General features: G+C 64.0%; 18 protein-coding genes. 9 read left to right on the top strand and 9 right to left on the bottom strand.

Annotated features, from left to right (window positions below; all coding sequences use genetic code 11):
* The first annotated feature begins 2 nt into the window (after positions 1-2).
* Positions 3-1,436: a hypothetical protein gene (locus ABB29_RS05540; RefSeq protein ID WP_057657619.1), complete on the top strand. Its 1,434-nt coding sequence runs from the start codon at positions 3-5 to the stop codon at positions 1,434-1,436.
* A 359-nt stretch (positions 1,437-1,795) separates the two neighbouring features.
* Here ABB29_RS05540 and ABB29_RS05535 read toward each other — a convergent pair whose 3' ends face one another.
* Complete coding sequence (locus ABB29_RS05535) at positions 1,796-2,095, bottom strand: ArsR/SmtB family transcription factor (protein ID WP_057657618.1); 300 nt, start codon at positions 2,093-2,095, stop codon at positions 1,796-1,798.
* A gap of 253 nt (positions 2,096-2,348) precedes the next feature.
* Here ABB29_RS05535 and ABB29_RS05530 point away from each other — a divergent pair, with 253 nt between their 5' ends.
* From ABB29_RS05530 to ABB29_RS05505, 6 genes are all read left to right on the top strand, one after another.
* The gene (locus ABB29_RS05530) at positions 2,349-3,215 is read left to right on the top strand and encodes an MBL fold metallo-hydrolase (RefSeq protein ID WP_057657779.1); all 867 of its coding nucleotides are present in this window, start codon (positions 2,349-2,351) and stop codon (positions 3,213-3,215) included.
* Positions 3,212-3,652 (top strand): YeeE/YedE family protein, encoded by a 441-nt coding sequence (locus ABB29_RS05525; RefSeq protein ID WP_057657617.1) that lies wholly within the window; start codon positions 3,212-3,214, stop codon positions 3,650-3,652. Before ABB29_RS05530 ends, ABB29_RS05525 begins: the two co-directional genes overlap by 4 nt.
* Complete coding sequence (locus ABB29_RS05520) at positions 3,649-4,080, top strand: DUF6691 family protein (RefSeq protein WP_057657616.1); 432 nt, start codon at positions 3,649-3,651, stop codon at positions 4,078-4,080. Before ABB29_RS05525 ends, ABB29_RS05520 begins: the two co-directional genes overlap by 4 nt.
* Before the next feature lie 262 nt (positions 4,081-4,342).
* On the top strand, positions 4,343-4,861 hold the full coding sequence (locus ABB29_RS05515; protein ID WP_157062516.1) for a hypothetical protein: 519 nt from the start codon (positions 4,343-4,345) through the stop codon (positions 4,859-4,861).
* A 115-nt stretch (positions 4,862-4,976) separates the two neighbouring features.
* Positions 4,977-5,867 carry a pseudouridine synthase gene (locus ABB29_RS05510; RefSeq protein WP_057657614.1) on the top strand — a complete coding sequence of 297 codons (891 nt, stop codon included), beginning with the start codon at positions 4,977-4,979 and terminating at the stop codon, positions 5,865-5,867.
* A gap of 421 nt (positions 5,868-6,288) precedes the next feature.
* Complete coding sequence (locus ABB29_RS05505; RefSeq protein ID WP_057657613.1) at positions 6,289-8,736, top strand: protein kinase domain-containing protein; 2,448 nt, start codon at positions 6,289-6,291, stop codon at positions 8,734-8,736.
* 137 nt (positions 8,737-8,873) lie between these two features.
* Here the strand turns inward: ABB29_RS05505 and ABB29_RS05500 are convergent, their stop codons facing one another.
* The 5 genes from ABB29_RS05500 to ABB29_RS05480 all read right to left on the bottom strand — a co-directional run bounded on the left by ABB29_RS05500 (position 8,874) and on the right by ABB29_RS05480 (position 13,247).
* Positions 8,874-9,836, bottom strand: a complete 963-nt coding sequence (locus ABB29_RS05500) for a hypothetical protein (RefSeq protein WP_057657612.1) — start codon at positions 9,834-9,836, stop codon at positions 8,874-8,876.
* 1 nt (position 9,837) lies between these two features.
* The gene (locus ABB29_RS05495) at positions 9,838-11,130 is read right to left on the bottom strand and encodes a hypothetical protein (RefSeq protein ID WP_157062515.1); all 1,293 of its coding nucleotides are present in this window, start codon (positions 11,128-11,130) and stop codon (positions 9,838-9,840) included.
* Positions 11,127-11,972 carry a hypothetical protein gene (locus ABB29_RS05490; RefSeq protein WP_057657610.1) on the bottom strand — a complete coding sequence of 282 codons (846 nt, stop codon included), beginning with the start codon at positions 11,970-11,972 and terminating at the stop codon, positions 11,127-11,129. Before ABB29_RS05490 ends, ABB29_RS05495 begins: the two co-directional genes overlap by 4 nt.
* The gene (locus ABB29_RS05485; protein WP_057657609.1) at positions 11,969-12,460 is read right to left on the bottom strand and encodes a putative periplasmic lipoprotein; all 492 of its coding nucleotides are present in this window, start codon (positions 12,458-12,460) and stop codon (positions 11,969-11,971) included. Before ABB29_RS05485 ends, ABB29_RS05490 begins: the two co-directional genes overlap by 4 nt.
* Before the next feature lie 133 nt (positions 12,461-12,593).
* Positions 12,594-13,247 carry a penicillin-binding protein activator LpoB gene (locus tag ABB29_RS05480; protein ID WP_057657778.1) on the bottom strand — a complete coding sequence of 218 codons (654 nt, stop codon included), beginning with the start codon at positions 13,245-13,247 and terminating at the stop codon, positions 12,594-12,596.
* A 453-nt stretch (positions 13,248-13,700) separates the two neighbouring features.
* Between ABB29_RS05480 and ABB29_RS05475 the strand changes: the two genes are divergently transcribed.
* Positions 13,701-14,714, top strand: a complete 1,014-nt coding sequence (locus ABB29_RS05475) for a family 43 glycosylhydrolase (RefSeq protein WP_057657608.1) — start codon at positions 13,701-13,703, stop codon at positions 14,712-14,714.
* A 36-nt stretch (positions 14,715-14,750) separates the two neighbouring features.
* Here the strand turns inward: ABB29_RS05475 and dinG are convergent, their stop codons facing one another.
* Positions 14,751-16,853, bottom strand: coding sequence for an ATP-dependent DNA helicase DinG (gene dinG, locus ABB29_RS05470; RefSeq protein ID WP_057657607.1), 2,103 nt, complete (start codon positions 16,851-16,853; stop codon positions 14,751-14,753).
* A gap of 102 nt (positions 16,854-16,955) precedes the next feature.
* On the bottom strand, positions 16,956-17,159 hold the full coding sequence (locus ABB29_RS05465; protein WP_057657606.1) for a hypothetical protein: 204 nt from the start codon (positions 17,157-17,159) through the stop codon (positions 16,956-16,958).
* Positions 17,160-17,210: 51 nt separating this feature from the next.
* Here ABB29_RS05465 and ABB29_RS05460 point away from each other — a divergent pair, with 51 nt between their 5' ends.
* The gene (locus tag ABB29_RS05460; protein ID WP_157062514.1) at positions 17,211-17,411 is read left to right on the top strand and encodes a hypothetical protein; all 201 of its coding nucleotides are present in this window, start codon (positions 17,211-17,213) and stop codon (positions 17,409-17,411) included.
* 130 nt (positions 17,412-17,541) lie between these two features.
* On the opposite strand, the gene ABB29_RS05455 is transcribed toward ABB29_RS05460, so the two are convergent.
* Positions 17,542-18,123, bottom strand: coding sequence for a TetR/AcrR family transcriptional regulator (locus tag ABB29_RS05455; protein ID WP_057657604.1), 582 nt, complete (start codon positions 18,121-18,123; stop codon positions 17,542-17,544).
* Positions 18,124-18,185 lie beyond the last annotated feature (62 nt).

Here is an 18,185-nt window from a genome sequence, read left to right as displayed (position 1 = left end):
CGATGATCCTTACCCTGCCCTCCCATGCGCATGGTTTCGTCCATGCGCGTCTGGATCGCCAACCCGGAATTTCCGGGTTTGGCACCGTGCTGCATCTGGCCCGCTTGAATCATTTCAGCGCCCGCGACTTTGCCACGGCATTTGGTTTCGGCTTCCAGTACCGCGAGGATCTCTCGCAGGTACTGGCCTTCTCCGCGGCGCGCCAGGCTCGCCTGAAGCACGTAGTCACTGGCGTCGAAGACGTGCCCGAAATCTGGCGTCCCCACGAATGGCAACCGTTCGAAGGACACCTTTGGCAATGGTTGCCGTGGCGTCTGCGCCTGTGCCCGTGTTGCGCACGAACCGGATACCACACCAACTTGTTTCAGATGCCTTGGATCGAACGCTGCCCTTGGCATGATGTGCCGTTGTTGGAGCAGTGCCGTCGCTGCGGCACGCCATGGTCGGAGGGTTTCAAGCGCACCGGCGTTCTGCTCCAGTGCCCCTGCGGGGTGGATTACGTCAAGGAACATGAGGTGCTGGACAGTGCCTTGGTGCTGGAAGGCGAGCGCCAAGCGCTGATAGAGACGTACCTATCATGGGCACAAGATCAACGTAGCCAGGCGGTTCTGATCGGGCCCGAGGAGCCCGATCCCGGTGCCAGGCTTGCCATTGCAGCGTTGGTCACAGCGCCAGCCAGCTTGCGTCCGTGGACATCCATGTGGCATCGCGCCTCGTACGAAACCCACCGCCGCGACCTGCTGCGCCGGCCTGCGTCACAGCCTCCCAAGGAAGACGCTCGCACAGCCACTACCCAGTATGCCAAGAGCTTCTGGCCAGGCTTGCCCGGCATGGCCCAGCTTCCGGCAACCCTTGCGCCCACCTTGGTGGCTGTGACGCGTGAATTGGCAGCGGGATTGTCGGATTCGGCGCTGACCTCTCGCGAGCGGGAAGCGTGGTCGCTTGCGCCCAACAAGCGCGCAGTCATAGGCAGCTCGCGGCAGGAACTTCTGTTGCTGCCGTTGCAGCGGGTTGTTGGCGGGTTGTATCTCGACGTCAGGATGCTGCCCCGCTCTGCGTATCGGACCCTGAGTCTGTTGGCCCACCGCTTGATCAACAACGATCCGGCGTATGCGCATGGCGCCAGTGGGTCGCACGCTCTGCTTGGGGCGGCCATGAGCAAAGTCTTGGCGCCGGCCTACGCGGCCGGATTCACGGTGGTAGCGGGTCGTTACCTTCCGGCCCTCTACGACCACTACCGCCTGCGGGCCGGCTACCGTGCACCGTGGCTGCTGCTGAATTGCGACCAGCAAGGGGCCTCAAGCGTGCGAATTGCATGGTCGCAGCGTCGTTCGTGGGCCAGCATCGAGGTGGCCGATCAGGCCAAACAGACGGTTCGCGGCGGATCACGCCATGTTAAGAAGACCACTCGGGGGCCCCAACGCGCTCGGGGCTGAAGCATGGGTTGCGAGCGTAGCGGGACCGCCACAATCTGGCGCGCCTCCTGCTTCACCATTGGATAGCAGCCCGCCCAACGGCCCTCGGACTACGTGCTCTGTTGGGCATATCCTTATGGGGTTAGACCCGGCACTGGGGCCGTTCGCTGAACGTCGCTTTTTTCAGCGTAGTGTTCAACCGACAACCAAATTCTCAGCGCTGTCCATCTAGCTACGGAATACTCGACGCTTAAGGAGGTAGAGCCGGTAACCTCGGTAAACCAAAAGTGCAATGTATTCAGTCACTTATGATTTTCGGTGGTTTTCGCGGTGAACACCACCGATAAGTTCCGGCAGCGCTGAAGTCCACGTTCGTCTGCTCAAAGCAGACCGTCGGCCTGACCCACGCAGAAGATTCCATGCAGTGCAATCAGCATCGCTTCAACGCGGCTGTCATCGATGCGATAGAAGACTGAACGTGATTCGCGCCTTGTCGCAACCAGATGCCGTTGGCGTAGTTCGGCAAGCTGCTGGGAAAGGGCCGGCTGCCGAATGCCGGTGGCCTCTTCCAGGGCGCCCACGGTCGCCTCCCCTTGGGACAGTTGGCAGAGCAACAGCAATCGCGACGGAGTGGCCATGAAGCGCAGCAATTCGGCCACTTCAGGCACCCGCTCCTTCATGTCGGCCAGGTTGTTTGCAGTAAGGCGTTCGTTCAAGAGCGGAGGCACCGGAAAGGACAGCGAGAGCGTACCCGTTCATCCGCACGGTAGCTGAACCGGAAAGTAGGTACCAGACAATAGTTACACACTTTATGTAAGTCTTAAGTAATATCCATCTTCCAAACGCCGGGAGCATGCCGTGAATACGCCTGTCATCGTCGATTCTGCTCTGGAGAGAGCTCAAGACATCGTGCGTAGGGCGCGAGGTGGCCTCATGCCTTCGCCTTCCGTGAAGACGTTCTTTGACCCCGTTACCTTTACGGCCAGTCACGTAGTACGTGACCCCCAGTCTTCGGCGTGCGCCGTCATCGACACCGTTCTTGATTTCGATATGCCCTCTGGACGCACCTCGACCGGTTCCGCCGCAGCGCTGGTCCAGTACATTCGTGATGAAGGCCTGCAGGTTCAATGGCTGCTGGAGACGCATGCCCACGCCGATCATCTTTCCGCTGCACCGTGGCTGCAGCAACAGGTGGGCGGAAAGCTTGCCATTGGTGAGCACATCACCACCGTGCAGGACACCTTCGGCAAGGTGTTCAACGCGGGTACGGAGTTCAGACTCGACGGAAGCCAATTCGACCATCTGTTTACCGATGGCGCCGAGTTCGCCGTTGGAAATCTACAGGCAACGGCATTGCACGTGCCGGGGCACACCCCTGCATGCATGGCCTACGTCATCGGGGACGCGGTGTTTCCGGGCGACACTCTGTTCATGCCGGACTACGGCACGGCCCGCTGCGACTTCCCCGGGGGCTCGGCCCGCCAGCTCTATCGCTCCATCAAGCGTCTGCTGGCTCTGCCGGATGAAGCCCGGGTGTTCCTCTGCCACGACTACAAAGCCCCGGGCCGGGATCGGTTCGCATGGGAAACCACCATAGGCGCGGAACGAACTGCGAATGTCCATGTGCATGAAGGCGTGACGGAGGCCGTGTTCGTGGAGATGCGCGAGAACCGCGACGCGACGCTCCCCATGCCGAGGCTGATTCTGCCCTCTGTGCAGGTCAACATGCGTGCGGGCCATCTGCCCGAGCCTGATGACAATGGGGTGCGCTACCTGAAGCTGCCGGTGGATCTGCTATGACCCTGCCCTTCCTGGCGTGGTACTGGCCACTCCTCGGCGGCCTGATGATCGGCACGGCAGCAGGTGGATTTCTGGTGCTGACTGGTCGCATTGCCGGCATTTCCGGCTTGCTTGCCAACACGCTTGGCCTGTCGCGATCGGGCGACCGCGCCTTGTCCAGCCTGTTCCTGGCTGGGCTGCTGGTGACGTCCGGCGTGGCGCTGGCGATCAGACCGGTTCCGCTGCCCTCTTTAGCGAGCTCCAATACGCCGCTGCTCATCCTGGCAGGGCTGCTGGTCGGCTTTGGAACACGCCTCGGATCTGGCTGCACGAGCGGGCACGGCGTTTGCGGCCTGGCCAGGCTGTCACCGCGCTCCATGGTGGCCACTGGCGTTTTCATGTTCATGGGCATGGCCACCGTGGCGGTTGTGCGCATGATCATCGGAGGCGGAGCGTGATCCGGCTGGCGGCATTGCTGTGTGGTTCGCTGTTTGGCCTTGGCCTGGTCGTCTCAGACATGGCCAACCCCGCACGCGTTCTAGCCTTTCTTGACGTCGCAGGCTCCTGGGATCCTTCACTGGCGCTTGTCATGGCCGGGGCTCTGATTCCGTCAGCCATCGCCTATTGGTGGGTCCGCGCACGCAATACGCCGGTGCTGGCAGCAGCGCTGCATATTCCCAGTCAGCGTCAGATCGACCTGAACCTGGTCATCGGCGCGGCAGTATTTGGCATTGGGTGGGGGCTGGCAGGCGTATGCCCGGGCCCGGCCATTGCACTGTTGGCGACCGGTCAAGTGTTTGCGTTCGTTTTCGCGGCTGCAATGGTCGTCGGCATGCTCCTCCACTGGCTTCTGCACCGCTTGCGCACAACAGAGGTTTTGCCATGAATCTGCAATCTCTTGCACCTTGCCTGCGCGTGACCGACCAATTGGTTCCCACAGATATCCCCGCGCCATGGTGAGCGCGATCCCTTGCCTGACGTTGCCAACGACCTCGTGCGATCGGCGCACATCACAGCTTCGACAAATTAAAGCAGGTGAAAGTCAAGAGTGGTAGCCTCGGCGTATTCGATGGCTTGGGAAATTTGTCTACCGCTTTTTCTGTCGAATCACCACGAGAATTCTGGAAGTAAACTTGAAGGAGCAGCAAATGCGTAGGAAACGCGGAAGAAGTACTACAGGCATCGCGTTATCGATGGTGATGGCTTCAACATTCTCGGTGCCGGTGATTGCACAGACATATGTCCCAGATCACGAGCAGACGTTGACACCAGCGGGCGCCCGAGTACTGGTGCAGCTCGAGCCTGACCTGCAGAAGTTTGTTGATCAACTGCAGCGACTGCCTGGCCAGGACCAGAATATTCCAGTCCGAATCACCCCTGATCTGAGTACAAGCTTTATTTGGGTGGACCTCGGGCTAGGCTTCATGCCAAAAGGTCAGATGGACTTTGACGATGGCCTTGGCGAAAAAGTGCGCGAGATAACGCAGGAGCTTGATAACTACATTCAGGGGGAAATTACGTTCCTATCCATCAGAACCCGTATCGGCGGAAAGACGCTTAACGAGTGGTTTCCACCCATCTACATTCTCGAACGGGAGAGGAAAGAAGAGCGTGGCTCCATCGAATCCGAAAAAACCAGGCGAGTACAATCCAAGGCCTGGCAGTGATTGACCCCGGTCGTGGCCGATATCTTTCATAAGGCCTTGCAACAGACAGCCCCGATTCGATTCCATTGACGGATCAAGGCAAGTCGTATCTCCAGCTGGCATCCAGGATCGTCGAATGCGCATGCGTCCCCCCAGCATTGATGGACTCGCCGCCAGCACGCTGCAACTGCCGCCTGGGCCGTGGCTGACGGTGCTGGAATGCTTGTGCGACCACTTCCCCGCCGTCACGCCTGCGCAATGGCGGGATCGGATGGAACGTGGCCGTATCCTGGCTGATGACGGGCAACCGCTGACTTCCGAGTCGCCCTATCGTACCGGCCTGCCTGTCCACTACTACCGCGAAGTGGCAGACGAACGCCCTATTCCGTTCCAGGAAGCGCTGCTGCATATCGATGATGACCTGCTGGTGGCCGACAAGCCGCATTTCCTGCCGGTCACCCCTGCCGGCATCCACGTCCACGAAACCCTGCTCGGCCGACTGATCCGGCACACCGGCAATGCTGCGCTGGCGCCGTTGCACCGCATTGATCGCGACACCGCCGGATTGGTGTTGTTCTCGACCAACCCGCGCAGTCGTGCGCGATATCAGGCGCTGTTCCGCGAAAGACACATCGACAAACGCTACGAGGCGATTGCCCCGCCGTTGCCGGAGCTCGCGTTTCCCTGCGTCCGCTCCAGCCGCCTGGTCACCGGACACCCTTTCTTCCGCATGCAGGAGATCGAGGGCCAGCCCAACACCGAAACCCGGATTGACGTCATCTCGCGTGGGCCACGGTACTGGCGTTATGCCCTGGCGCCCGTGTCCGGGCGCAAGCATCAGCTGCGCGTGCACATGGCAGCGCTGGGGGCGCCTATCGTCAACGACGCGCTGTATCCATCGCTGCGTCAGCGCGCCGCCGAGGACTATTCGGCGCCGATGCAACTGCTGGCAAAAGAATTGTCATTCGTTGATCCGCTCAGCGGCGTCGAGCGACGGTTTGTCAGCCGGTTTGCGCTGCTGGCTTGAGCAGCAATGTATTCGCGTCATCCGTGACCAGATACCATCGTCTGCGTGCCCGACCTCCCCTGCCGGGAAATCGGACAGGCCTTTCACGGCAACGCTTGAACACGCGCAGGCGCGTACCCACGGCTTGGCAGCAACGAAATCTGGCCCTGCCGGAAGCGAATCAAGAGCAAGCGTAATCGGTCGATGGAATCCGGCGCCACCGTGCTGGCCCGGAACTTGCATGCATTTTCCTGGAGCGGACAAGCCGGGTGAGCGATCTGGCGAAAGCCGTTTCGACATGATCGCGCTGGCCGAGGCGTTGGCCAGGTGATCGGCCGCTGCCACGCCAGGCACGCTGGCTTGCCATGTCGCAGGGCGGCCCTGTTTGCTTGTTTTCATGCGGAAGCTGGGCGATTCTAGCGATGCATCAGGGGGATTTGTGTTGGAACATCAGGATTCTTCAGCGACGCCGGGGGCGCCGCTGCTGGGGGTATGGCGATTTGGCGATGCGGTGCTGGATGAGCAGCAGGCCGCGCTGAGGCTGGGCGGGTCCAGCGTCGATCTCGACCGCAGCGGTTACGACGTACTGCTGGCGCTGCTGAAGCATGCAGGCGAAGTGGTGACCAAGGAAGAGTTGCTGGAAGCCGGTTGGCCGGGCCGCGTGGTGTCGGAAAACTCGCTGGCCAAGGCGGTCAGCCGGTTGCGACAGGCGCTTGGCGCACAGGGGGCCAGCCTGCGCGCGGTCCATGGCTATGGGTATCGGCTGGCGACCCCGGTCAGCTACCTGCCTGTCAACGACAGCGACGCCGGTACGCGCCCGGACACGGAGCCGGAACTGCACGCCGGCGATGCCCTGCCGCACCGCCCCGGATGGCGGCTGCTGCGCCGGCTGGGCGAAGGCAGCATGGGCGTGACCTATCTGGTCGTCGGGCCGCAAGGCCAGCAGCGCGTGGTCAAGTTCGCCACCGGTGAAGCCGGCCTGCGCGGACTGAAGCGGGAAGTCGCTCTGTCGCGCTACATAGGCGCCGTGCGCGCGGACTTGCCCAACATCGCGCGCGTCATTAGCTGGAATCTCAGCTCGCCGCCGTTCTTCATCGAACTACCCTACTTCGCGCAGGGCCATCTGGGCGAGTGGGCGACGCAGGCGGACGGCCTGGCGACCCTGTCGCGCGCGCAACGCGTCGATATGTGCGCACAGCTGTGCGACACCGTGGCCGGGCTGCATGAGATAGGCGTGATCCACAAGGATCTTAAACCGGAGAACCTGTATCCGGTCCGCGACGCCGCAGGCGACTGGCGCATCGTGTTGTCGGATCTCGGCGCGGCGGAAGCGGTACAGACACCACGCATGATCGATCTGGGCATCACCCTGAGCATCGCCGCCGAACACCTGCGCGAGCGCGCAGGCAGCCTGCTCTATCTGGCCCCGGAAGTCATCGCCGGCGAGATGCCTACCCAGCGCAGCGATGTGTTCGCGCTGGGAGTGCTGGTTTACCAGTTGCTGGTCGGCGACATGCGCCGTTCGCTGGCGCCGGGCTGGGAAGCGGCGATCGACGACGAACTGCTGTGTGACGACATCGCCCTGGCCGCGGCAGCCACCCCCTTGCGACGCAGGCCGGCGCGTGGTTTCGGCCGCAGCCTGCGTCACCTGGACGAGCGCCGCGCGCAAGCTCAGCAACGCAAGGATGGCGAACGCCAACGCCTGCTCATGCAGCAGCTGGTCGAACGCCAGCGCGCCCGGCGCCCGTGGTTGATGGCCACCGCAGCCACCCTGGCACTCGGGCTTGGCGTCGGTTCGCTGCTGTACCTGAAGGCGCTGGACGCCGGCCGCGAGGCGCGCGAGAACGCGGCCATCGCCGACGCGGTCAACCGCTTTTTCAACCAGGACGTGCTTGGCGCTGCCTCACCGTATGCCAGCAGCGGCAAGCACGAGCCCACCGTCCGCGAGGCATTGGACCAGGCGGTGCTGCGCATCGATGATCGTCTGCATGACCAGCCGATTGTCGAGGCCAGCGTGCGCATGACCATCGGTCGTGTCTACGGCGAGGCGATGCAGATCAGCCAGGCGATCGAGCAGGAACGCCGCGGGGTGGATCTGTTCGAACGCCACCTCGGTCCCGGCGACCGGCGTACCCAGCAGGCCCGTTACCACCTGGCGACGGATCTCACTGACGACTCGCGCTTCGTCGAGGCCAGAACCTTGATCGACGCAACCGATGCATTGCGCGACAAGCTGGACATGGACGACGTCGAAACCACCCTGCTCTCGCACCGCGCCGGCTGCTACTGGTACATCCGCCGTGCGCAGTACGATGCTGGCCTGGCCGCATGCGAAGGCGTGGTTGATTCGCAGCTGGCTTTCGACCCGGATGACCATGCCGCCTTGATCAAGGCACGTAGCAACCTGGCGGTGCTGCACAGCCGCGCCGGGCGTATCGACAAAGCCGAAGCACAGTTCGTCAAAGTGGATGAAAGTTTCACCGCGCTGGATGATCAGGACAGCCCGATGCGCCTGCGCGTCGATTATCTGCACGGCATGAACCTGCTGGCGCTGGGACGCTATGACCAGGCGGCGCACAGGCTGCAGGCGGCCTATCAGGGTTCGGTTGCCGCGCTGGGCGCCGACAATCCGCATACGCTTGAAGTGCAGATGGGTCTGGCGAAGCTGCACGTGTTGCGTTCACAGGTCGCCGCGGCGGTGCCGCTGCTGCGCCACGCCTACACGGCCTACAAGCGCCAGCTCGGCGAGGACAGCCACTTCACCATGGAAGCGCGCGAGGCGCTTGATGCCGCCCGCTGTGAACTGGCCCGGGACAAGGCTGCGAACCGCGACGAAGCCGCCGCGCGATGCCTCGGTGCGGGGGACAGTGGCAGTCCTCCACATGCATGATGGCCAGCGCTGCCTCGCCTCACTGGGGAAGCAAGGCAAGCTGCCGGCAGTTTATTTGGCGGGCAGCGGAGACGGACGCACATCGCCATTGCCGACTAGGCGCTGTCTGCCCGCTGTGCGAATGCGCTTGGACTGGATTACGGCGCCAGCGGTGCGGGTGCCGGTGCCGGCCCCTCGGCTGCCTCGCTGAACTGTACGCCGCCGCTGAAAACGAAATAGACGTGGACACTTTCGCCCTTGGCCAGCACTGTCTCGTGCACTTCCTGCGTGGACTGTCCAAAACGGCAGGTGCCACGGCCCTGCGGATCAGAAGCCACCGCCACCTCGACGTCGCCGGCCGGGACGATGAAATGCGCGGTTTCGTCACCCTGCAACCGCGCCGCCCAGCGACCGTTGATGTAAACGGCGGCGTAGCAGGCACCGGCTTCCCATGCCTTGCCGCGGGTGACCTGGAGCGTGCCGGACGGGCCGCGCACGGGCTCCTGGTAGGCCAGTACGCGGTCACTGGGAGCATCGATCAGAGGGCCGGCCGGCACCCCCTTCTCGCGTAGTGCCGCACGCGCTGCGACCTTGTCCGCGGCGGCTTTTTCGACCTGTTCCTCGGCATGTGCCGCGTAAGCATCCGATGCGGTGTCGCGATAGATCGCCATCGCCTGCACTTCGCCACGCCTGACGACTTTCATCTCGAAACCGGCATCGACCAGGTGCACGCTGCTTTCGTACCCGAACGCCTGGTCGAAGACCAGCGTGTCGGCATCGACCACGCGGCCGGTGGCATTGGGCGCACGCGGCACGTCGAACAGCAACTCACCGGGCTGCTTGCCCGGCAGGATGCGCATCGTCGGCAGGTCCTTGCCATTGCTCTGTACGCCGCTCTCGACCATTACCCTGCCCGGCTCTTCCCACTGCACGCTGCGCGACTTGGCGGCATAGTTCGGCCAGCCGCTGACATCCTCGCCGGCAAACGTGCGGCCAACCAGTTTCGCGTAAGGCCCCCACACGGCCGGATCCGCCGCCACCACCTCCTGCGCCGCGGTGGTCTGCCAAACCAGAGCCCACGCCAGGCCCAGCATCATCATGGATTTCAGCTTGCGGCCCATTTCATTCTCCTCCCGCCAGGGTTTCATCGGCCGACAGCAATCGGCGCTGCATGTCGTCGCGGAACGCCAGGTCACGCGCCTGGTTGCGCTTGTGCAGTGACTTGCGCTCGCTGGCGGACAGGTTGCTCACCGCCTGCGGCCGCAGCGTTCCCGGCTGGCGCGTGCGATACAGCAGCAGCCGGCAAGCGCCGGCGGTGTGGTCGATGACCGGCGCAGCCAGCGGGTAACGCTCGCCGTCGCTGGTGTGCTCGGCGATGGCCAGCGCCTGCACGTCGTCTTTCAGGAACGTGCCGTAGATGCGGTCGGGCAGGTTGTCCCAGTAGCGCACGTCGGCCTTCGGCTTGCTGGCCGAACTGATCAGTACCGCGGCAATGCCGACCACCGCCAGCGCACCGGCCGCGCCACCGCCGTCGTCCAGGCCGATTGCCATCGTCGCGCCTTGCAAGCCGATGTCGGCCACGGTTTCGCTGCCCTGGCGGAAACTCGCCTTGCCGCCAAGGATGACGTCGACCTGGCGGCCGCCCAGCGTTGATGCCTGCCAGCCGAGGTCGCCAAGCAGGGCAAGTGGCTGATCGCCGAGCGACGCCGACACGAACGGGTTGTCACCGCGTCTGAGCTGCAATGCCTCGCCGTAGGATCCGGTCGCGGTCTTGACCGGTGCGGTACCCGATTCCACCAGCACCAGGGTATTGCGATCCGGCGCCGGGGCGTCCAGCCCCTGCGGCTGTTGGGTCCCGGCCCGCTGGTAGAAGTCCGCCGCCATGCCGGGATCGTCCGCACACGTGGACGCCCAGCCGGACAGCAGTGACATCAACCCGAAATCACCGGCATAGGTCTCATCGCCGGAAATGGTGTCCTGGTATTCGGCCGAACGGAAACTGGCGCGGGCGTTTTCGTAATCGCCCTGGACCATGAACAGCAGACCACGGTAGTAATAGGTCATCGCCCGTTCGTAGGGCTCGCCCTTGAAGTCCTTGCTGCCTTCGGCCGCCCACAGCGAGCGCGCTTTCCTGGCCGAGTCGGAATCGGCGTAGATCAGCTCGATGCGCTCCAGCGCGCTGTCGAAGGCGCGTTCGGCGATCGGCAGATGTCCCTGGTCGATGGCTTCCAGGCCGAGCCGCTGCAGATTGAGCACCGCGCCCCACTCGCCCTCTTCCAGCAGCGTGTCGTAGTACGGGCGCAGGCTGGGCGGAAGCGTTGAATCAGCGGTCTGGGCGAGGGCCGGCAACGTCCAGGCCAGCATCACCGTGAACAGCATAGCCGATACACGTCGCTGGACACCACGGGCGCTCATCGGCGCACCATCGCATCGGCCATCCGGCGCCCGGTTTCGGTCGCCAGCACACGCGCCGTATCGGCTTCGCTGGCCGGCGTCGGCGTGCCGCGCTCGAAGCCGTTGGCGGTGGCGACGTAGGCCATGGTGGCGGGGCTGCCCGTATCGGCGGATGTGTCGAAGTCGACCACGGTCTCGCCATCGCTGACCGAGCGCAAAGACACATGAAAGCGGCGTCCGCTGCGCGCATCGGCATCGGCGCTCGAGGTTACTTCCATCAGGTAGTCCGCATGGCCGGTCAACGCGCGGGTCTCGATCGCGTGCACGTTGGGGCGTTCGCCTTCCACCGTGCCACCGGCCAGGCGCGTGGCCAGGGCGCGGTCGATGAAGCGCACACCGCCCTGGCGGAGCTGGGCCATGAATACCGACTGCATCGCCCGCGCATCGGCCGACAGCCGTGCGTGTGCCGGGCCCTCGCCTTCGACGAAGGATTCGCTGCGCTGGTGCAGATGGGCATTGCCACCGGCGACGGCAACGCCCAGCGGGCCTGCGGCACTGTCAATTACGCCATCGACCTGGGCGGCATTGCCGTGTACCTGGCGGTCCAGCGTCTGCACGTCGCGATAGCGGGTGCTGACGCTGTCGTCCAGTGTGGATTCCCAGAACAGCATCACCCGGTTGTGCGAACCCAGTCGGCCACGCAGCGCGGCCCACGGCGTGTTTTCCTGCTGGGTCGGCGCTGCCGCGGGGCTCAATACCTGCGGTTGTCCCGGACGCATCTGCGCGCTGGCGGCGAACGACAACGCCAGCGTCGCCGCGATGCCGCCGCTGGCGACCCAGGCTGGCCATCTCCGTGCACTCACGGATTGCGCGCCAGTTCGATGTAGTAATACGCCGCCTTGTCCGCGGAAAACGAAGATTCCTGGTACACACTCATCCCGCCGGCGGGCAGGAATACCGTGCGCCAGGCCGATACCGGTTCGGCCGGGCCCATGTTCGCATCGAGGAAGGCGGTGCGCGCCCGCACGCTGAAGCCGACACCGGTGCAATTGGCCAGCCGGGCCGTCGCTTGCATGGTGCCGCCGGCGGTACGCTGCGTACTCAACTGCTGGACAATGACGCTGTTGTACAGGCCTGCATCACTGATCAGCACGGCATCGGCCGGGATGTCCCTGACCGAACCGTAGGCCATCGAGGTCAGCGCCGGACCACCGGTCAACGCATTGGCCTTGAGCGCTTTGTAGTCGCACTTGAGCAGGGTCTGCGGACCGGCGCTGGGCGAGGACGCGCAGCCTGCCAGCATCAGCGCAATGAGCGCGGCAGGAGCGAGCAACAATGCAGTGGATTTCATGATGTCTCCTTGAAGGTGTCGTGGACGAGGCCTGTACGGGTGCGCAACGCAGGCCGCAAGTGCCCGCTGCCGGAGGATCGTGGCCAGCGGCATGGACGTTGATGTGGGTGCGCCGGCAAGAGCGCGATGGTGATCAGCGGTAGATGATGTCGTCGGCGGCAGCGCGCTGGAACTCGTACATGCCGCTCCAGACGACCGACCCGGACTCGGCATCGACCAGGTCGAAGGCGATCTGGTTGTAGCGCTGGATCACGCCCGAGCGCGGGTCGCGACTGTCCAGGGTCATGATCGCCCCGCCGAGGAAATAATCGACGCCAGCCTGGCCCCCGGTCATGCCGGTGGTGCCCACGTCGGTAACCCCTTCGCGCTTGAGTTCGCGCTGCTTGGCAACCATGCCGGCGTAGCGCTGGCCGACGAAGCTCATGCGGCCCTGCGCGGCACGGTTGAGCTCGGTCATCAGGCGCTGGGTAATCATGCGACGGTTGATGATCTGGGATCCTTCATTGCGGAATTCCTGTTCGTCGATCAGGATCCGCGGCGGCGATGCCAGCCCATTGAGGAAGCCGCTGGCGAACATGTCGCGTGCCATCTGGTTGGTCATCGACTGGATGTCATGGGCCTCGATCCCCACCCCGGTCACCAGCCCCTTTTCGGCCGGGTCCAGATCGCGGGCCTGGACCCCGTTGCGATTGTCCAGCGTGCGCTCACGCGCCTGCCCCACCCCGACCGACAGCCACAGGGCTGCGACTGCCAGGCAAAGCCAGGCACTGTATTGTCTTGCGCTCACGTATTCCCCCTGGAGTTCTGGATCGCCCGGCGCCAGGCCGGACGTCGTCGCGCCCGGCAAGTTCGCTGGCAGCAACGACACAAGCTAACCACGAGCGCAGCCGGCGATTCTTTTCCGACTGCTGAAAAATCCTGAAAAGTTATGAATCGTCCATCGCGCGGCCATGCAGGACCTTTGCAATCAACCGGTTAGCGAACCGCCGTATCAGGGTTGCCGGCGGGCCCATGCATCGCACTGCCGCCACCGTTACTTCACAGGGCAGCACGAAGAACCGCCAGACATGCAAACGGACCAGATGGCGATCAGCCAGCAAAGGCTCCAGCGTCCGTCCGCCTGCTTCGCTGCCAACCGGCACGCCGGCCTGTGCTTTGCCGGGGAGGCACCGCAGCGCTGCGTCGTCGCCCCGCTTGGACTATCCTGCCCCGACCCGTCCGATCGACACCGGAGTGCAACATGGCAAACCGCCACCCGTGGTGCGTGCTGCTGGCGCTGAGCCTGGTTCTGCTGTTGCCGCGGCCGGCGCTCGGCCAGGCATCGTCGGTCATCACGGCAACGGGTAATCCGCTGTTCCATGACCGGTTCACCGCCGATCCGGCGCCGCTGGTCGTCGGTGACCGGCTGTATCTGTACGTTGGCCACGACGAAGCCCAGCGCGACGAAATGTTCAACATGCGCGAATGGCTGGTCTATTCCACCGCCGACATGACGACATGGCAGTACCACGGCCCAATCATGAGGGTGTCCGACTTCAAATGGGCGAAGGCCGACGCCTGGGCGGCGCAGGCAATCGAGAAAGATGGCAGGTTCCGGTTCTATGCCGCCGTCGAGCATGACCAGACACACCCGGGCAAGGCCATCGGCGTCGCGGTATCGGACAGTCCCAGCGGTCCGTTCGTCGACGCCAAGGGGGCGGCGCTGATCACCAACGAGATGACTCCCAAGGGCACCCACAGCTGGGAAGACATTGATCCCACGGTGTTCACCGACGATGACGGCAGCACCTGGATCGCCTGGGGCAACCGCCAGTGCTACATCGCCAGGCTCAAGCCCAACATGATCGAGCTCGACGGTCCGATCACGGAAATCACCCCGCCGCACTTCGAAGAAGGCCCATGGCTGCACAAGCGTGGGCCGCTGTATTACCTGACATACGCGTCGCTGGATCGCTCCCGCCACCGCGATGAAAAAGTGTCCTATGCCACCGCGCCGTCGATCCAGGGCCCCTGGACTTACCGCGGTGAGCTGACCGGGTCCGGCAAATACAGCTTCACCATCCATCCCGGCATCGCCCAGTTCAAGGGCAACTGGTATCTGTTCCTGCACAATGCGGCCCTGACCATCGGCGACCAGAACGGTGCCACCGGCAGGCGTGCGGTAACGGTCGAATATCTGCGCTACAACGAAGACGGCAGCATCAAGCCGGTGTTGCAGACCGATGCCGGTATTTCGGTGCCGCCGGCGCGCTGAATGCCGCGGCTCGGCCCGGATCGCGGACCGACGGCCCTAGCCGATGCTGCGCCCGAACGGCGGCAGCGCCCCGAGGATGCGCTTGCCGTAGCTTTTCGACAGCAGCCGTGAATCGAGCAGATGGATGGAACCGGTGTCGGTGGTCGTGCGGATCAAGCGACCGGCGAACTGGGTCAGCACCCGGATCGCGTGGGGTACCGACAGCATCGCGAAACTGTTGAGCTGGCGCGCCTCGTACCATTCGCTGAGCGTGGCGACGATTGGATCGGTCGGCACCGGAAATGGCAGCTGGGTGATGATGACACTGGTGCAGTACTTGCCGGCCAGATCCAGCCCCTCGCCCACGCTCTGCAGGCCCAGGATGATCGATCCCTCGCCCTTGTCGATGCGTTCGACGTGCCGCTTGACTAGCTGCTGCACCGGTTCCTTGCCCTGCAGCAACACCTTGGCGGTTATCCGCGCCGGCAACTGGTCGAACACCGCCTTGAGCTTGGCCTTGGAGGTGAACAACACCAGCGACCCGGCGTCCAGGTCCAGGTGCTGTTCCAGGTATCGGACCACTTCATCGGTGTGCGCGTCGCGCTGCTGTGGCGTCGACTGCATGCGTGGGACCACCAGCCGGGCCTGGTTGGGCAGATCAAACGGTGATGGCAGGCTGACCATCTCGGCATCCCGGGGTACGCCCATCTCGCTGGCGATACCGTCGAAGTTGCCGCCGGCGGAGATGGTGGCCGATGTGACCACCACTGAATCGACCTTGCCCCAGAGGATGCTGCGCAGGGTCTGGGCGGCGCTTGAAGGCGAGCAATGGCAAAGGATGTCGTTGCCATCCCGGCTCTGCGTGATCCAGCGCGCATGTGGTGCCGCGCCGGCGGCATCGGCCCTGGCCCAGGTATTCCACAACAGCGCCTGCTCACTGATCGATTCGGCAAACAGCGCCACCGTGGTCACCAGACCGCCGCGCTCGGCATCGCTGACCTTGTTCGAGCCCTGCAACTTGCCAGCGGCCGCTTCCAGCACCTTGAGGATGGTCCGTGCCGCCTCGGCCAACTGCTCGCAATGCGCGACCCAGCCCGGCGGCAGCTCTCCGTGCGGCGCACGCCACATCGGTTCGTGCTCATCCGGATCAGGTGCCCAGGCGTGGTTGATTTCCGCCTTCAGCAGTTTCAGCTGGCGGCCGTACTCGCTCACGCATTCGACGAACTCGCTGGCCTCGGTACTGGCCAGCTTTTCGGCTTGCAGTGCGCCGTAGACCTTGGCCATCAGCGGCGGCAGCTTGACCAGCTTGCGGATCGTTGACGACAGCGCAACCGTGGCGGCACCGGTTTCAATGGCGATCGAAGGCAGATGGTGGCCTTCATCCAGCACCACCAGCATTTTCTTCGGGTCGCCCAGCAACGGCTCTTCGGACACCTGCGCCAGTTCCAGCGCCGACAGCAGCAGCGCGTGGTTGACGACCACGATCTGCGCTTCCTGGGCCAGCTTGCGCGCCTTCAGTGCCGGGCACGAAGCAACGAACGGGCAGCGCCGGCCCAGGCAGCCACTGGCGTTGGTGGTGACGTGCGGGCGGACCGAAGCCGGCACCGGGATCGGCGGGTTGTCGAGGTCGCCGGCCCACTGTTCGAGCTCGAACCGGGCAGCCAGTTCATTGACGACCTGGGCGTCGGTATTCGACAGCGGCGCGTCATACAGCGGCCCCAGTTCGTCGAACAGCGCATCCTGCTCGCTGCCGCCGCTCGCACCGGAGGCCTTCTGCGGGCAGAAGTAGCGCGCCCTGCCCTTGAGCAGCGCCACCGTTGCCTGGGTGCCAGTGGCTTTCAGATACGCCGGCAGATCGCGATCATAAAGCTGTGACTGCAGCGCGACGGTGCCGGTGCTGAGCACCAGCTTGCGCCCGGATTGCAGCGCCACCGGCACACCGGCGGTCAGATAGCCCAGGCTCTTGCCGACCCCGGTGCCGGCTTCAATCAATGCCACCCCGTCCGACCGTCCCAACGCCCGCGAGGCGACCGCGATCATCTGCGTCTGTGCACGACGCACGGCAAAGCCAGGCGTATTGGCCTGCAGTTCGACATAAGCGCTGCGGATGCTGTCGCGGACAGGCTCGGTGAGCGTCCGGCTGGTGGTGGCTTCGGTCATGGGGTATTGCGGGGCTACGGCGTTTCTGCTTGCTGGAGGCGCGGGATGGCTTCCGCCGGCTATTGTAGCCTCTGGCTCCCGTGCGGCAGTGGCACGCCCTGTTTACCATTCCGAACTCAGGTTGGTTGACGGCAAGTCGCTTTTTTCCTGGATTTCCGTGGGCGTGCCGTCATCCCTGCGGCGTTCAATGGCCGGATGACCAGTCAAGCCGGGCTTTAAACTGTCGAATGTCCGGTCGCCCACCTTTCTCTTCCCCGCTTCGAACAAAGGCTGGATCCCGGCTTGCGCCGGGATGACGATCAACATCGGTTCGCAGCCACTGACTTGCTTGTTGGCGTCATGGTCCTGGGTTCAGGAATGCTGATACTCGATGCGAGTTCAGCAGAAGAGCTGGATGAAACTTCGCCTCGTGCAAGCGACACCATCGCGTTGGAATCAATCGCGAAGCAACTGGTTGCTCTCGGTGAGGAGGATCAGCGAGACCGCACGGAAGCGATGAGCGCTGGTTTTGATGATGCGAAGCTCGCCTATGCGGACCGGCGCAGACCGGCAGACTGACTATGCGCTTCGGGCAAAGGCTGGTTTCCGGCTTGCGCCGGGATGACGAACAAAAACGGGTGCCCCGGACCAGAAGCCACCAGATCCGGGCCAGGTAGCGTTTCGCCAAGTGCGCCGGGCCAGGTCTGGCTTATCCTCGCTTTTTATCCGTTACCCGCCGCAGAACTTCCACCCGGCAGGCCTCCAGGATCTCGTCCGCCAGCGCGGAGTCGTCGGGGCAGGATCGGGACATGACCAGTGCGCCGATGGCCTGGGCCATCAGGGCGATGCGCTGGGCGCGCGTTTGCCGGTTGGCTGGCTTGGCAGATGCCTGGGCCGCGCCCGCCGGTGCAGACAGGCGGTGTTCGATGCCTGCCGCGAATGCGGCCTTGACCGAATCCGGCTGTCTGGCGGCATCGGCGCAGAGGGCGGCCATGGTGCAGCCGCCGCCAGGGTTGTCGCGGTGGGCTCGCGACAGGTAGTCGCCGAGCAAGTCGAGCGGATCGCGATCGCGGCTGGCGTGGTTGGAAGCGGTCAGGCCGCAGGTCGCGGCTTCGGCCATCAAGTCGCTCTTGCAACCGAAGTGCTTGTAGAAACCGCCATGGGTGAAGCCGGCGGCGGCCATCAGTTCAGCGACGCCGACACCGTCGTAACCTCGTTGCTTGAACAGTGTGGCGGCGGTCTCGACGATATGGGCGCGATTGGCCTGCGCCTGGGCCTTGCTGACCTTCATGGCGGTTGTCGGTGTGCTGGCTGTGCGGAACCGCGACTATAGCACTTTTGATTATGGTCATA

The organism is Pseudoxanthomonas dokdonensis, assembly GCF_001431405.1.
GTDB classification, from domain to species: domain Bacteria; phylum Pseudomonadota; class Gammaproteobacteria; order Xanthomonadales; family Xanthomonadaceae; genus Pseudoxanthomonas_A; species Pseudoxanthomonas_A dokdonensis.
Note: the sequence above shows the minus strand (reverse complement) of the source record. Positions and strands in the feature narration are given on the sequence as shown.